The sequence below is a fragment of the Bacteroidota bacterium genome, assembly GCA_016195025.1.
Classification (GTDB): Bacteria; Bacteroidota; Bacteroidia; order Palsa-948; family Palsa-948; genus Palsa-948.
This window is the reverse complement of record JACQAL010000045.1, coordinates 1-14,915: the sequence shown is the minus strand read 5'-3', so window position 1 is coordinate 14,915 and position 14,915 is coordinate 1. Positions and strand designations below refer to the sequence as shown.

At 40.2% G+C, this 14,915-nt stretch carries 16 protein-coding genes and 1 tRNA gene; 15 read left to right on the top strand and 2 right to left on the bottom strand.

What is annotated here, in order from left to right; translation table 11 throughout:
* From HY063_09560 to HY063_09540, 5 genes are all read left to right on the top strand, one after another.
* On the top strand, positions 1-357 hold a 357-nt coding region (locus tag HY063_09560; protein ID MBI3502029.1), incomplete at its 5' end, for a hypothetical protein.
* Positions 358-402: 45 nt separating this feature from the next.
* Complete coding sequence (locus tag HY063_09555; GenBank protein MBI3502028.1) at positions 403-2,502, top strand: peptidylprolyl isomerase; 2,100 nt, start codon at positions 403-405, stop codon at positions 2,500-2,502.
* A gap of 18 nt (positions 2,503-2,520) precedes the next feature.
* Positions 2,521-3,396 carry a peptidyl-prolyl cis-trans isomerase gene (locus HY063_09550; GenBank protein MBI3502027.1) on the top strand — a complete coding sequence of 292 codons (876 nt, stop codon included), beginning with the start codon at positions 2,521-2,523 and terminating at the stop codon, positions 3,394-3,396.
* 9 nt (positions 3,397-3,405) lie between these two features.
* Positions 3,406-4,761, top strand: coding sequence for a peptidylprolyl isomerase (locus HY063_09545; GenBank protein ID MBI3502026.1), 1,356 nt, complete (start codon positions 3,406-3,408; stop codon positions 4,759-4,761).
* The gene (locus HY063_09540) at positions 4,758-5,723 is read left to right on the top strand and encodes an AAA family ATPase (GenBank protein ID MBI3502025.1); all 966 of its coding nucleotides are present in this window, start codon (positions 4,758-4,760) and stop codon (positions 5,721-5,723) included. The genes HY063_09545 and HY063_09540 overlap by 4 nt, the downstream gene beginning before the upstream one ends.
* Positions 5,724-5,728: 5 nt before the next feature.
* Here the strand turns inward: HY063_09540 and HY063_09535 are convergent, their stop codons facing one another.
* Entirely contained in the window at positions 5,729-6,358 is a 630-nt protein-coding gene (locus HY063_09535) for a hypothetical protein (protein ID MBI3502024.1), read from the bottom strand.
* Between the two features lie 68 nt (positions 6,359-6,426).
* Between HY063_09535 and HY063_09530 the strand changes: the two genes are divergently transcribed.
* Positions 6,427-7,206, top strand: a complete 780-nt coding sequence (locus HY063_09530) for an enoyl-CoA hydratase/isomerase family protein (protein ID MBI3502023.1) — start codon at positions 6,427-6,429, stop codon at positions 7,204-7,206.
* A gap of 5 nt (positions 7,207-7,211) precedes the next feature.
* Here HY063_09530 and HY063_09525 read toward each other — a convergent pair whose 3' ends face one another.
* Entirely contained in the window at positions 7,212-7,439 is a 228-nt protein-coding gene (locus HY063_09525; GenBank protein ID MBI3502022.1) for a hypothetical protein, read from the bottom strand.
* A gap of 76 nt (positions 7,440-7,515) precedes the next feature.
* Here HY063_09525 and HY063_09520 point away from each other — a divergent pair, with 76 nt between their 5' ends.
* The 9 genes from HY063_09520 (at position 7,516) to HY063_09480 (ending at position 14,829) form a co-directional block, all read left to right on the top strand.
* A complete protein-coding gene (locus HY063_09520; protein MBI3502021.1) occupies positions 7,516-9,852 on the top strand; it encodes a polysaccharide biosynthesis tyrosine autokinase in 2,337 nt (778 codons plus the stop codon).
* A gap of 17 nt (positions 9,853-9,869) precedes the next feature.
* Positions 9,870-10,937 (top strand): patatin-like phospholipase family protein, encoded by a 1,068-nt coding sequence (locus HY063_09515; protein ID MBI3502020.1) that lies wholly within the window; start codon positions 9,870-9,872, stop codon positions 10,935-10,937.
* A gap of 27 nt (positions 10,938-10,964) precedes the next feature.
* Entirely contained in the window at positions 10,965-12,446 is a 1,482-nt protein-coding gene (locus tag HY063_09510) for a peptide MFS transporter (protein ID MBI3502019.1), read from the top strand.
* Positions 12,447-12,508: 62 nt separating this feature from the next.
* The gene (locus HY063_09505) at positions 12,509-12,940 is read left to right on the top strand and encodes a hypothetical protein (GenBank protein MBI3502018.1); all 432 of its coding nucleotides are present in this window, start codon (positions 12,509-12,511) and stop codon (positions 12,938-12,940) included.
* 62 nt (positions 12,941-13,002) lie between these two features.
* Complete coding sequence (locus HY063_09500) at positions 13,003-13,599, top strand: DUF255 domain-containing protein (GenBank protein ID MBI3502017.1); 597 nt, start codon at positions 13,003-13,005, stop codon at positions 13,597-13,599.
* Positions 13,600-13,605: 6 nt separating this feature from the next.
* The gene (locus HY063_09495; GenBank protein MBI3502016.1) at positions 13,606-14,007 is read left to right on the top strand and encodes a hypothetical protein; all 402 of its coding nucleotides are present in this window, start codon (positions 13,606-13,608) and stop codon (positions 14,005-14,007) included.
* Between the two features lie 5 nt (positions 14,008-14,012).
* Complete coding sequence (locus tag HY063_09490; protein MBI3502015.1) at positions 14,013-14,267, top strand: hypothetical protein; 255 nt, start codon at positions 14,013-14,015, stop codon at positions 14,265-14,267.
* Positions 14,268-14,339: 72 nt separating this feature from the next.
* Positions 14,340-14,413: transfer RNA gene (locus HY063_09485), tRNA-His, on the top strand.
* A 32-nt stretch (positions 14,414-14,445) separates the two neighbouring features.
* A complete protein-coding gene (locus HY063_09480) occupies positions 14,446-14,829 on the top strand; it encodes an AAA family ATPase (protein MBI3502014.1) in 384 nt (127 codons plus the stop codon).
* Positions 14,830-14,915 lie beyond the last annotated feature (86 nt).

Below are 14,915 nucleotides of genomic sequence, written 5' to 3'. Positions count from 1 at the left end.
TGCCGCGCGCATTCAAAAGTGCATGATGCCAACGGAGAAGTGGATTGCAAAAGAAATTGCGCGGCTGAAAGCGAAAATGCCAAAGTAACAAATGAAAACCAAAATGCAGAAGTACGAATGGCGCGCAACCGCGCCACACATTCAAACCTTCAAGGTTTTGAAAACCTTGAAGGTTTACAACAGCCCTGTTCGGTTGTTCGATTGTTCGGTTGTTCGGTTGTTCTGTATTTGCATTTTCCTTTGCCAACTGCCAACTGCCAACTGCTCCGCACAAAGTTAACTCGTCTCCGACTTGTCGGAGCGGTGCCGTATTCCATCGGACAGATTCGCAGAACATTCGCTATCCGTACATATTAAAAGAATATTAAATTTGCCGCTCGTAAATCACTAAACATCTTTTCCATGAAAACCAAATTCAATTTTTTATTTGCAGTTTGTATACTATCTGCCAACTGCCAACTGCCTACTGCCGACTGTTCGGCTCAGCCCGCAAACAAAGATGCCACACTGATGACCATCGGCAATGATAAAATTACGGTGGATGAATTCCTTTCCGTATATAAAAAGAACAACAGCAAAGATGCTTCGGGCAGAGATAAAAAAGCCATGGAAGAATACCTGGATTTATACACCATCTTCCGCCTGAAAGTGAAAGAAGCCAAAGAACTCGGGCTCGACACCACCAAAGCATTCAAAGATGAATTAGCCGGCTACCGCAAAACGCTTGCCGCGCCTTACCTCACCGAAAAAGATGCCATTGACAACATGGTGAAAGAAGCATACGAGCGCATGAAGTGGGATATCCGCACCAGCCACATTCTCGCCAAAGCCGAAGAGGATACTGCGGAAGCATACACGCGCATTATGCTCATCAAAGATTTTATTAATGGAAAAGCAAATGCTGCGGGCTTGAAGAAATACGAAGACCTGGTGAAAAAGAATCTGAACATTTCAAAAACCTCTCCGCCAAAAGATACGCTTGCCGCGTTCAACAAAATAAATCCGATGAAGATGATGTTCAAACTCAAGGCGCATGATTTCGCTTCGGTGGCAAAAGTTGTTTCCGACCACGGCTCCAAAACAAACGGAGGAGATGTGGGCTATCTCTCCGGCATCACGCAGGGTTATCCTTATGAATATGAAAATGCCGCCTACAAGGCAAAGCAGGGAGAAGCGTATGGTCCCGTTCGCTCGCCAATGGGTTATCATTTAATTATGGTTACCGACAAGCGCGCGCATAAAGAACTCCACCTCGAACACATCATGCTCTTCTTCAAAAAAAACATGAAGCATCAGGACTCGGTTCAACTTCATATGAAGATTGATTCTCTTTCCGGCTTAATCAAGAAAGGAGAGAACTTTGAAGAACTCGCCAAAAAACTTTCCGACCATAAAGAGAGCGGGCGCAAAGGAGGAGACATCGGCTGGCTTTCTCCGAGTGCCAACTTTCCTCCCGATTTCAAAGATGCCGCATTCAAGTTGAGCAGCAACAATCAGGTTTCCGAGCCGGTGATGACAAAATTCGGCTGGCATCTGATTAAAAGAATTGACGCGCGCGATTTGCCTCCGTTCGATTCCCTTAAATCAGAATTGAAAATGAAAGTGCAGAAAGACCCGCGCGCCAATCTTGCCAAAGACATGATGATTGCCAAAATGAAAACGAAATATAATTTCAAAGAGACCATGCCGAAAAATATTTCTGACTTCTCTGCGGTGCTTGATTCCACCATACTCACGGGGCAGTGGAAAGCAGATAAAGCAAAAGCGCTCACCAAGCCCATGTTCACCATCAACGCTCAAACCTACACGCAGCAGGACTTTGCAAAGTACATAGAGAAAAATCACCGCAGCGCGGGAAAAGTTTCTCCCAAGAAAATGGGCGATGCGCTTTACAAGCCGTTCGTGGATGAAACCGTGATGAACACGCTGGAGAACAACCTGGAAAAAGAACACAGCGAGTTCAAACTGCTGATGGATGAATACCGCGATGGAATTCTTCTCTTCAACCTCACCGACCAGAAAGTTTGGTCAAAAGCAATCAAAGATACCACGGGCGCAAAAGAGTATTACGAAAAGCGCAAAGACCATTTCATGTGGGAGGACCGCCTTGATGCTTCCATTTACACTGTGAAGAATGAAAAAGTGGGCGCGCAGGTGAAGCAAATGCTCAAGGCAAATAAAACCGACAAAGATATTCTCGCGCTGAATAAAGACACTGTGATTAACGTTTCGCTTGAAAGCAAACTTTACCTGAAAGGCGATAACGCTATGCTGGATAAAAACTGGGCGCCCGGCATTACGGCAAACGAAAACGGCAAAGGAGGAAAAATTGTTTTCGCCAACGTACGCAAAATTGTAAAGCCAACTCCCAAATCCTATATGGAAGCGCGCGGCTTGGTAACGAGCGAGTATCAATCGTTCCTTGAAAAGGACTGGATTGATTCGCTGAAGAAAAAATATCCGGTTACCATTGATAAAAAGGTCTTTGATGCCATTCAGTAAATACAATGGAAGATTGGAATGTTGGAATACTGGAAGAATGTGAATAATATTCCATCATTCCATCATTCCATCATTCCTCTTTTGGTTTTTCTTCTCTCTTCCTGCGGAAATAATTCTTCTAACTTCAAAGAAAAGCCGCTTGCGCGCGTTGGTGATTCGTATCTTTTTCCTTCCGATATAAAAGAAGCGGCACTCAGCGGAGAAAAAGACAGCGCGGAGAAAGTTAAAAAGTTCATCAATGAATGGATTCACGAAAAACTTTTGCTTCAGAAAGCGGAGAACAACCTCACTGAAGACAAAAAAAAGTTTGACAAGATGGTGGAGGACTACCGCAAATCGCTCATCACCTATCAATACGAAAGCGAACTGGTGAAGCAGAAGTTGGATACCCTTGTGAGCGATGAAGAGATTGCAAACTATTATGAAAAAAATAAAAGTAACTTTGAGTTGAAAGACAATATTATCAAAGTGATTTACGTTAAGGTGAGCAAGAAAGCGCCCAAGATGGACAAAGTGAAAGAATGGTATAAAGCTACCGATGCAAAGAGCAAAGATTTGCTGAACAGTTATTGTTTTCAGTATGCTGCCAATTTTTACCTGGATGAAAACAACTGGCTGCTGTTTGATGATGTGCTCAAGGAAATTCCAATCAAGATGTATGATAAGGAACAATTCCTTCAGAATAACCGCATCATTGAAACGCAGGATTCCGCCTACAATTATTTTATGAATATAAAAGGATTCATGACCAAGAACAGCACGTCTCCGCTTTCGTTTGAGAAAGAAAATATCAGGAACATTATTTTAAATAAACGGAAAGTGGATTTGATTAAAAAAATGCGTGAGGATATTTACAACGAAGCCGTGCAGAATAAATCATTCGACATATTTTAGATTACACCGATGAGAAAAAGATTTCACCGATTAGCCATTAGTCATTTGTCATTAGTCATTTGTTTTTCTGTTCATGCTTTTTCTCAGCCCAAAGTTCTTGATGGCGTAGTAGCCCTCGTGGGTGCAAGCCCCATTCTGCAAAGCGATGTGGAATCAAAACGCACACAGGCAAAAATGGATTCCACCAAGTTTGACCGCTGCTCCGCGCTCGAAGATTTGCTTTACCAGAAATTGTTGCTCGCGCAGGCGCATCACGATAGTTTAACCGTTTCCGATGACCAGGTGGAGGATGAATTGGATAAGCGTTTGCGCTATTACATCAACCAGTTCGGCTCGGTGAAAGCGTTTGAAAATTTTTACGGCAAGAGCGTGGACAGGTTCAAAGCGGAATTCAAAGATGATTTGAAAGATGTGATGCTTGTGCAGAAAATGCAATCGAAAATAACCGATGGCATCACCATTTCTCCTGCTGAAGTGAAAGAGTTTTTTAATTCCATTCCAATTGACAGCATTCCGCTGATTAATGCCGAAATAGAAGTAGGGCACATTACGCGCAGCCCCCGTGTGAATCCGGAACTGAAAAAATATGCGAAGGAGAAAATAGAAGAAATAAGAAAAGATATTCTCAATGGAAAAAAGGACTTTGCAACTTCCGCTATTCTTTATTCCATGGACCCGGGCTCGGCACCACAAGGCGGCTTGTATAAAAATATTCAGCGCGGAAGTTTTGTGCCTGAGTTTGATGCGGTGGCATTTAAAATAAAAGAGAAAGATATTTCCGAAGTATTCGAAACGGAATACGGCTATCATATATTAATGGTGGAAGAAAGGAGGGGAGACGAAATGGATGTGCGCCACATTCTCATTATTCCGCAGCCATCGGCAGACGATTTGAAAAAAGCAAAAACATTTCTCGACAGCATTTCCGATTTGGTGCACAAGGATTCCATTTCGCTCACCGAAGCGGCTTCTCGTTTTTCGGATGATGAAGAAACAAAACATAACGGAGGTCTCATTAATAATCCGTACACCGGCACCACAAAGTTTGAAATGGACCAACTCAGCCAGATTGACCCGAACCTTGTTTTCACCATTGATAAATTAAAAACAGGCGAACTCTCCCAGCCCATTCTTTCGCAGGGAAAAGACGGAAAGCAATCGTATCACGTGTTGTTTGTGAAAAGCCGCACCGAGCCGCACCGCGCAAACCTGAAAGACGATTACCAGAAAATTCAGGACGAAGCCCTCGCGGAAAAGAAACAAAAAATAACCGACAAGTGGATTAAGAAAAAAGTCGCCACCACGTATGTACATATTAATGATGAATACAAAAATTGTAGTTTTGAAAATAAATGGATGCAATGAATTTCAAAGATGATGTTGAAGCCGTAAACGCGCTTCGCGATAAATACAAAGAACTCACTGCCGAAATCGGAAAAGTGATTGTGGGGCAGCACGAAGTGGTGGAAGATGTTTTGATTTGTATTCTCAGTAAAGGTCATTGCCTGCTCGTGGGAGTTCCGGGCTTGGCAAAAACACTTTTGGTGAATACCATTTCGCGCGTGCTGGGTTTGCAGTACAGCCGCATTCAGTTCACGCCCGATTTAATGCCCTCCGATATTATCGGAACCGAAATCCTCGATGAGAGCCGCCATTTCAAATTTCTGAAAGGTCCTCTCTTCGCCAACATAATTCTTGCCGATGAAATAAACCGCACTCCGCCCAAAACACAGGCGGCACTGCTCGAAGCCATGCAGGAGCGCGCGGTAACCACTGCCGGAAAAAGATATGAATTGGGAAATCCGTTTTTTGTTCTTGCTACGCAAAACCCCATTGAGCAGGAAGGAACGTATCCGCTTCCTGAAGCGCAGTTAGACCGCTTCATGTTCAATGTGTGGCTCACCTATCCGAAGTTTGAAGAAGAAGTGAAAGTGGTGAAGGCAACCACTTCGGATGACCAAGCCGAACTCAAAATTATTTTAAGCGCAGAAGAAATTTCTTACTTCCAGGAATTGATCCGCAGGGTGCCGGTTACAGAAAATCTTTTGCAATACGCAGTGCATCTTGCATCCAGCACGCGCCCTGAAAATGCCGGTGTGCCTCCCATAGTGAAGCAATATATTTCGTGGGGTGCTGGGCCTCGCGCTTCGCAGTATTTAATTCTGGGTGCAAAAGCAAATGCGGTGATTCACGGAAAATATTCGCCTGATATGGAAGATGTGCGCGCAGTGGCTCCCGCTATTTTGCGCCATCGCATTGTGCGCAACTACAAAGCCGAAGCCGAAAATGTTTCGGCTGAAAATATTATCAGCGAACTGGTGAAATGAAATTATTATTTCAACGCTCCGTACGCCACCGGGTAAATTAAATTTTCCCACAGCGCATATTCTTTTGCAGAAGGATGAAGATTATCTTTTGAAATCAATTCAGGATTGTTTTTCATTTGCTGTGATACCGCAAAAATATCCACGCATAGTAATTTTCTTTTCTCCGCTTCGCTCTTAATAATGGCGTTGAACTCTTGCAAGCCATCGGCAATGTTTCTTCCGTTAGAATATTTTGGTCCTTCGGGCGAAATGCTGAAATCAGGAATGGTAATCAGTACTAATTTGCTTCCCACTTTTTTTTGTACATGGTCGAGAATAAAAATAAGATTAGAATGAAATTTTTCCTCGTCCACTTTTTGCACCCAATCATTCACGCCAATGAGCAGCGTAGCGAAGTTGGGTGCTGAAGCGTCAAAAGTCGGGAGTTCATCGTAAATCAAATCCTGGGTTGTATATCCGGTGCGCGAAGGATTAGCAATAAGTTTAATTGGAATTCCATTTTCACTTAAGCGCTTTGTGAGAAGCACAGGCCATGATTCTTCCCACGATGCGCCTTCACAAATCGTGTACGAATCTCCGAGCGCGACATAACGGATTTGACTGTGCATGTTTTCTTTCGGTGAGAATGAATACACGAAGATAAATAATAGGTAACAGGTAATATTTAATATTTTAGCAACACCAAGCATTAAAAATATTCATTATGTCAGACGAATTTATAAAGTTTTCCATCGAAGGTGCAGTAGGAAAAATAATTCTGAACCGTCCTGAAACGCTGAACAGTTTCAATCGCGCTATGGCAAAGCAAATGCAAAGCACGCTTGATGCTTGCGCTTCCGATAAAAATATTCGCACAGTTTACATTACCGGTGAGGGAAGAGCATTTTCTGCCGGGCAGGATTTGCAGGAAGCAATTTCTCCCGATGTAAAAATTTCTGACATCGTGCGCGAAACCTATAATCCCATCATTCAAAAAATACGCAACATTGAAAAACCTGTTGTGTGTGCGGTGAACGGAGTGGCTGCCGGAGCGGGAGCAAATATTGCTTTTGCCTGCGATATTACTTGCGCAGCAGAGAGCGCTTCGTTTGTACAATCGTTTGCAAACATTGGCTTGATACCTGACAGTGCCGGAACTTTTTTTCTTCCGCGCCTTGCGGGATTGCAGCGCGCCACCGCACTGGCGATGCTTGCTGAAAAAATAAAAGCGCAGCAGGCAATGGAGTTCGGATTAATCTGGAAAGTTTTTCCGGATGAAAAATTGCAGGAAGAAACATTTGCCATTGCTCAAAAACTTTCTGCCATGCCTACAAAAGGTTTGGGCTTAACAAAAAGATTATTTAATAACGGACTCTTCAATGATTTGGAAACCCAGTTGCAAATGGAAGAACAACTTCAGCAGGAGGCAGGCAATTCGTATGATTACAAGGAAGGCGTGAAAGCATTCCTGGAAAAACGCAAGCCGGTTTTCAAAGGAGAATAAAATTTTTAATGAAGAAGTTTTACGAGAAGAAAAATTGCTCCGAGAATCAGAATCATGCTTACAAGAATTTTCCAGACATTCTGATAATACATCCGGTTGACTTTTGCATCGGCTCTGTACGCCCATATCATTCCAACTATAAAAAGCAATAGGAATATAAGTGCAAAAATCAGTTTGCCTTTTGTAAATAATTTCAGAGAAAAATAAATTAATTCCAACAACGTTCCCCTCATAATTCTAAGCGATAATAGTTGTTGAGAAAAAAATCATCTTATATTTATTGTACATTTGTCGCACTTATAATTCATAGTGGCAGAAGTTAAAAATACAAGTATTATAGATATCAAAGACCTGAAAAGGGTTTGGCGCCTGCTTTCTGAAAATTGGTATATCATTCTTGTATTTTTTATTTTGTCAATTATTGGAGCATATCTTTATTCCTATAAACTCCCTAAAATTTATGCTTCGAAAGCGCAGGTGCTTTTGGAAAATAACGAAACTTATTCTTACCAGGAAGGACTTTACAAGGGTTTGGGAATTACCGGAACCGGCTATGAAAAAATTGCAAACCAGCAGCGCGTGCTCACTTCCATTGATTTGCTTTCGAAAGTAATTGCAAAGTTGAAACTGGATGTTTCTTATTTTATAGTCGGAAGAATTCAAACCAAAGAAGTTTTTTCAGGCAATCCTTTTTTTGTGGAAGCGCAGGTGTATTCGCCAAACTATTATGAACTGCCCTTCACGTTTAAAATCAAAGATGAAAAATCATTTGAACTATCGTATGAAGAAAACGGCAGCGAAACTACGCTCGTTCGGAAATTCGGAGAGCCGATTATCAATAATAATTTTTATTTCACCATCAATAAATCTTCCGGAATAACAAAATCAACGCTTGCTTCGCTGAAAGAAATTACTTACCAATTTATAGTTCATGACCGGCAGAACTTAATGTATAAATATAAATCGGCTATCTCTGTTGAAAATCTCGAGTACTCCGCCATTCTTGAAGTTTCCATGGAAGATATCAGTTCCGAGCATGCTGTTGCTTTTTTGGACACACTCTGTAAAGTATATATTGACAATTCGCTTAAATCACAAATCAAAATAAATGAAAACACCATTACCTATATTGACAGGCAATTAGACGAAGTGGTTACTATTTTGGATTCAATTGAAAACATTCTGGTTCAGTTTAAGGAACAAAAAAATATTCTCGACCTCAGTAAAGAGGAAGATATGTATTACCAGAACCTGACCGATTTTGAAGTACAGAAAAGAAAATATGAAATGCAATTGAAATCCGTTACCTATCTCAAAGATTATATCACTTCGAACATGAACAAAGAATTGCTTCCTCCTTCGGTTTATGTGGAAAACAATGACGCCTATCTTACAAAAGCCATTGGCGATTTATACGATTATCAGGTGCAGATTAATAGTTCCATGTTTACGACTACCGAAAAAAGTACTGTTGTTAAGGAATTAGAATATAAAGTAGAATTGCTTCGCAGCGATATTTTAAAATATCTGGTTAATCTGGAAAAAGCAGTGAATGAAAAAATAAATACTGTTGCCGATGAAATTTTATTTTATGAAAGCAAATTGAAAATGGTGCCGAGCAATCAGCGCCAAATGATGAACATTGACCGGAAAGCGGAGGTATATGATAAAATGTATTTATACCTGCTGCAAAAAAGAGCCGAAACGGTAATTGCCAAGGCAGGAATTATTTCCGATATCTCGGTGATTGAATCCGCACATTCAATTGGCGTAGTAAAACCCAACATGAATAAAATTTATTATTCATTCATGTCGGCAGCTATTATAATTGCGCTGCTGATTGCATTTATCCGAACTACTTTCTTCGGAAAGATTAAAACGGTAGATGAACTTCGCGAACTCACTCAATTGCCAATTGTAGGCGAAGTGTTTCATTCAAAAGAAGCAAAAGATTCATACCTTATTGTGGATTCCAATCCGCGTTCGTTTGTTACTGAAGCATTCCGCTCAGTAAGAACAAATCTCGATTATCTTGCTCCGGAAGCCAAAAACAAAATCATTTTAATTACTTCCAATCGTCCTTCTGCCGGAAAAACTTTTTGCTCCATCAATCTCGGCACTATTCTCGCCAAAGGAGGAAAAAAAGTTTTGCTCATGGAAATGGATTTACATAAACCCAAAATTCATTCTGCACTTCAATTGACTCCCGGTGGCGGAATCAGTTCTGTGCTCATCGGAAAAGCAACTGTTGCCGAAACAATTTTGAAAACACAGATTGAAAACATGGATGTTATTCTTTCCGGCCCGGCACCGCCCAATGCTTCCGAATTAATTGTGAGTGGAAATTTTCCTTCCATTATTGAATACGGAAGAAAAAATTACGACTATATAATTATGGATTCTCCTCCGCTGGGAATTATTTCAGATGCACTTGTGCTGATGAAATATTCCGACATAAATTTATTTATCCTCAATACCGACCGCGGCTCAATGGACGCTCTTAATTTCGCCCATAAAGTTGTTGCCAATAATAAAATTGAAAGATTTGCTTTTCTTCTGAATAATGTGAAGCAAAAATTTTCAAGATATTATTATAAAAATTACCGGTATGCTTATGGAGGAGCAGGTTATGTGGATGTAGAATAATTTTTCCCTTTTTTAAAATGAAACTCATTAAAATTCTTTCCATTGATGGCGGAGGCATTCGCGGAATTTTACCCGGACAAATTTTAATTTCACTGGAGAAAAAACTCCAACAGAAATCCGGAAATTCCAACGCCCGCATTTCAGATTTTTTTGATTTGATTGCAGGCACGAGCACCGGGGGAATTCTTTCTATATTATATAATGCACCGGATATTTCTTCTGCTTCTGTCACAAAAGCAAAATTTGCTGCCGAAGAAGCGGTGGATTTATATTTGAAAAATGGTTCTGCAATTTTCAACCGTTCTTTTCTCAAGGAAGTGGAATCGTTTGATGGAATTCTTGGGGAAAAATTTGATGCATCTCCGCTCGAAGAAAACTTAAAAAAATATTTTGATGATTTGAAACTGAGTCAATGCTTGAAACATTGCATCATTACTGCTTACGATATTCAAGCGCGCACTCCTTTTTTTTTCCGCCAGCGAAAAGCAAAAGAGAATCCGGATTATAATTTTCTTCTCCGGCAGGTGGCGCGTTCCACTTCTGCTGCGCCAACTTATTTTGAACCATCGCTTGCGCAATCATTTGCCGGAAATAAATTTCCTTTGGTGGATGGAGGAGTTTTTGCTAACAATCCCACCCTCTGCGCCTATGCCGAAGCAAGGCAAATTTTTGAAAGCGGAATAGAGGAGAGGAAAAAGCGCGGAAAGAAAATGGCTTCTGCTTCCGAAATGTTTATTCTCTCGGTTGGAACCGGAACCGTGAAAGTTCCTTATGAATATGATAAAGCAAAAAACTGGGGACTTGCCGGGTGGGCGCGACCGGTGATTGATATTATGATGAGCGGAGTTTCCGACACGGTGGATTTTCAGCTGCAGCAAATTTTTGATGCGGTCGGTTATCCTGAAAATTATATTCGCCTCATGCCTGATTTGGCAGGAGCAAGCGAAGACATGAGCAATGCTTCTTCTGAAAACCTTCTCGCGCTGAAAAATGCAGGATTAAAATCTGCTGGTGAATTTGATTCTGAACTTGAGCGCGCGGCTGATATTTTATGCGAAAGTAAAACCGCTTCACCGAACGCTTAATAATTATCTTCACTTTTTAATTTACGAATGAGCGAACCTTCCTTAGAACAAATTCAGGATTTCAAAGGAAAATATCCAAAGCAACTTTGGTATTTATTCTTTTCAGAAATGTGGGAACGATTTTGTTTTTATGGAATGCGCGGCATGCTCACTTTCTTCATGGTGAATCAACTGATGATGAAAGATGATGTAGCAAATCTTCAGTATGGAGCCACGCAGGCATTTGTTTATGCATTCACTTTCATTGGCGGATTATTTGCAGATAAAATTCTCGGCTTCCGCAAATCACTTTTCTGGGGAGGAATTTTAATGATTGCCGGAAGTTGCATTTTAGCAGTCAATCCGCATAACTTTTTCTTTCTCGGAATCAGTTTTACAATTATTGGTACAGGATTTTTCAAACCGAATATTTCAACAATGGTTGGACGGCTCTATAAAAAAGGCGACTACAGAACCGATGCCGGCTTTTCTTTGTTTTATTCAGGAATAAATATTGGCGCATTGCTTGGCGGATATGCGTGCATTGCTATAGGAAAAAGTTATTCATGGAATCTTGCGTTCGGGTTGGCGGCAATTGTAATGACGATTAGTTTAGTTACTTTTCTTTTCACACAAAAATCCTTGGGTCCGATTGGTTTGTCGCCATTTGAAAAAGATGAAAACAAAAAAAATAAAAAATGGTATGAGTATGCAGTTTACATAGGCGCATTGCTTGTAATTCCTATCGTAATGAAAATGGTTTCCAAAACCGAATACACCGATTGGTTTATGTATATCATTGGTCCTTGCACGCTCATTTATATTTTTTATGAGATGGTAAAATTTTCTTCCGAAGAAAGAAAAAAACTTTGGGCAGCGCTTGTGTTTATCATTTTCTCAATTTTATTCTGGGCATTCTTTGAACAAAGCGGTGGTTCGCTGAGTTTATTTGCAGCGGAAAATTTATCGCATAAATTATTGGGAGTTGAAGTTGACCCGAATGGAGTTAACAATGCATCAAATTCCTTGTTCGTTATTCTCTTCGCTCCTCTTCTTGGAATAATTTGGATTGGGTTGAATAAAAAAAATAGTGAACCGAACACAGTAATGAAATTTGGATTTGGATTTTTATTTCTCGCGCTTGCTTTCTATGTTTTTTATGCTACAAAATTTTTTGCGAATGAAAAAGGAATTACATCGCTTGATGTTTTCACGCTTGCTTATTTTGTCATTACGCTTGGCGAATTATGTTTGTCGCCCATCGGGTTATCTATCATGACAAAATTATCTCCTCAGCCATTGCAGGGAGTAATGATGGGCATGTGGTTTCTTGCAAGCGCATACGGACAATACGTTGCAGGAATTTTAGGCGCAGGCATGTCAACGACAACCACCAATGCATCCTTAACGGAAAAATTAATTTCATACACTGACGGTTATAAACAACTTGCAATTTATGCGCTCATTGCAGGAATAGTAATGCTCATCATTTCTCCCTTTGTCCGCAAACTGATGCAGGAAGTCAAATAGAGTTATAAGATTTCAATAATTATTTCTTCAGTGAAAATTTATTTTCCGGTACTTTTGATTTTATGAATGAATTGACAATTGGGAAAAAGTTTGACTTCGGAGAAATAATTTTATCTGAAGAAGACATTATTGAATTTGCAAAACAATTCGACCCGCTCGATTTTCACATAGATAAAGAAGCCGCAAAGAAAACTATCTTCAAAGGATTAATTGCTAGCGGCCCACATGTTTTTAATTTGATTTACCGCAGAGAGTGGGTTCCGCGTTTTGGAAAATCAGTTATCTGTGGATTGGGAATTTACAACTGGAAATTTATCAAACCCATTTACGCAAATCAAAAAACAAAGGTGGAAGTTACTGTAACTTCTTTGAAACAGAATGAAAAAACCGGTGGCATGGAAGTGGGCTGGCATTTTGATTTTATGAATGAAAAAGGAGAAATGGTTCAGGTTGTTGATTCGGGAGTGATGCACGATTTATCCAAACTCGGCTAAACTCCTCCTTGCATCTCGTACAACGCGGTAAATTCCTTATCTTTACTTCTCATTTGAAAAAAATAAAAATCATATTCGCAATTTTACTTTTGGGAATTTTTTTCAGCGGTTTCATTTTACAGAATTCTTCTTCGCCCGCACCAAAACCGGAAGAAGGAGAAAAAATCAAATGGCATTCATTTCAGGAAGCAGTTGAGTTAAGCAAGAAAGAAAAGAAAAAAGTTTTCATTGATGTTTATACGCAATGGTGCGGATGGTGCAAGGTGATGGAGAAAAATACTTTTACTAATCCTGTGATTGCAAAATACGTGAATGATAAATTTTATGCAGTGCGGCTGGATGCTGAGATGAAAGATACGATTTTGTTCAACAATTACACTTTCATAAATCCCAATCCGGCTGTTCCGCGTTCAACCCACCAACTAGCCGCTTCTCTTTTGAATAACAAACTTTCTTATCCCACCACAGTTTACCTCGATGAAAATTTTAATATGCTCACGCAGGTTCCCGGCTATTTGCAGCCAACGCAACTGGAACCCATTCTGAAATATTTCGGGGAGAATGCATACCCGACAACTAAGTGGGAAGAGTATCAGAAAAATTTCAAAGGAGAAATTTCTTCTCCGCCTCCGCCCGTTACTCCTCCATCACCGCATTAATTTATCATGAGTGAAAAAATTAATTTGAAAGATAAAGTTCTGCAGGTGCTGAAATTTCAAAACCATTCCTATGCTGAATTGGCTGAGCACGTTGGAATTTCTGAAAAAGCATTAGACAAACAATTTGCTGATAATTCTCTCGAAGTGCGCACGCTTGAGTTAATTTCAAAAGCATTGCGTATTCCTCTTTATAGTTTGTTTCACGATACAACCTATGAATTAAAATACGATGAAGAACTTTATTACAACGTGAATATCTGGGGAAAAGATGGAATTGAATTGCGAACCACGTTAAAAAAAGATTCTAAAGGAAATATTCTGGATGACGAAATAAAAAAACTCAGAAAAGAATTAAAGGAGAAAGAAAAACTTTTAAAGGAAATGGAAAATAAATTAAACAAGAAATAAAATTTATGAAGAACTTATTTTTATCAGCCGCAGTTATTTTTTCATTCACTCTTTTCAGTTGCGGAACCACAGAAGAAAAAAAACAAAATGATGCGGTGAAGCCCGATACTTCCAAAGGAGTTTCCGCTATGAAAAATGATTCGGCAAAAAGCGAACTCGCTTATGTTTGCCCTTGTGGCGGCTGCCCTGAAGTAAAAGAAGCAAAGCCGGGCAACTGTCCTAAATGCGGATTGGAATTGGTGAAGGAGAAAAAGAAGTAGCGATTATCATTTGTTTTTTATTTTTGCATTCTTTTTATTCATCCCGTAGGATTTTACCCAACGGGATAAACGGTGGCCATAGTTCAGTTGGTTAGAACGTCTGATTGTGGTTCAGAAGGTCGTGGGTTCAAATCCCATTGGCCACCCAAAATTTTCTCTCTGATTTTTCCTATATTTAATTATGAGCGCACCGCTTGCCGAACGATTACGCCCGAAAGTTCTTGATGAATTCATCGGACAAAAACATTTGGCGGGAGAAGGCGCCATTCTTCGCAGGGCAATTGAGTCGGGAACAATTCCATCTATGATTTTATGGGGGCCGCCCGGAGTGGGGAAGACCACGCTTGCAAGAATTATTGCAACTCAACTTAAGCGTCCATTTTACCAACTCAGCGCAATTAAGTCAGGAGTGAAAGATATTCGCGAAGTAATTGACAAAGCGCAATCAGATTCTTTCTTCGGAACAAATTATCCCCTTCTTTTCATAGATGAGATTCACCGCTTCAGCAAAGGTGCATTCAAGGCCTTAGCGCAACAAGGCGATTTTTGGTTTAGAGTTTAAAGTTACATTTTTTGTTTTAGAGCAACAGTATTAATGTTCAGAATAACTCGTGGCGAGTTATTACCGAACATTAACACTACATCATC

Coding starts and splice junctions, on each gene's coding strand:
- HY063_09495 (MBI3502016.1), top strand. CDS start 13,606: ATGAGTGAAAAAATTAATTTGAAAGATAAAGTTCTGCAGGTGCTGAAA.
- HY063_09490 (MBI3502015.1), top strand. CDS start 14,013: ATGAAGAACTTATTTTTATCAGCCGCAGTTATTTTTTCATTCACTCTT.
- HY063_09510 (MBI3502019.1), top strand. CDS start 10,965: ATGAGCGAACCTTCCTTAGAACAAATTCAGGATTTCAAAGGAAAATAT.
- HY063_09525 (MBI3502022.1), bottom strand. CDS start 7,439: ATGAGGGGAACGTTGTTGGAATTAATTTATTTTTCTCTGAAATTATTT.
- HY063_09540 (MBI3502025.1), top strand. CDS start 4,758: ATGAATTTCAAAGATGATGTTGAAGCCGTAAACGCGCTTCGCGATAAA.
- HY063_09530 (MBI3502023.1), top strand. CDS start 6,427: ATGTCAGACGAATTTATAAAGTTTTCCATCGAAGGTGCAGTAGGAAAA.
- HY063_09550 (MBI3502027.1), top strand. CDS start 2,521: ATGTTGGAATACTGGAAGAATGTGAATAATATTCCATCATTCCATCAT.
- HY063_09555 (MBI3502028.1), top strand. CDS start 403: ATGAAAACCAAATTCAATTTTTTATTTGCAGTTTGTATACTATCTGCC.
- HY063_09545 (MBI3502026.1), top strand. CDS start 3,406: ATGAGAAAAAGATTTCACCGATTAGCCATTAGTCATTTGTCATTAGTC.
- HY063_09515 (MBI3502020.1), top strand. CDS start 9,870: ATGAAACTCATTAAAATTCTTTCCATTGATGGCGGAGGCATTCGCGGA.
- HY063_09505 (MBI3502018.1), top strand. CDS start 12,509: ATGAATGAATTGACAATTGGGAAAAAGTTTGACTTCGGAGAAATAATT.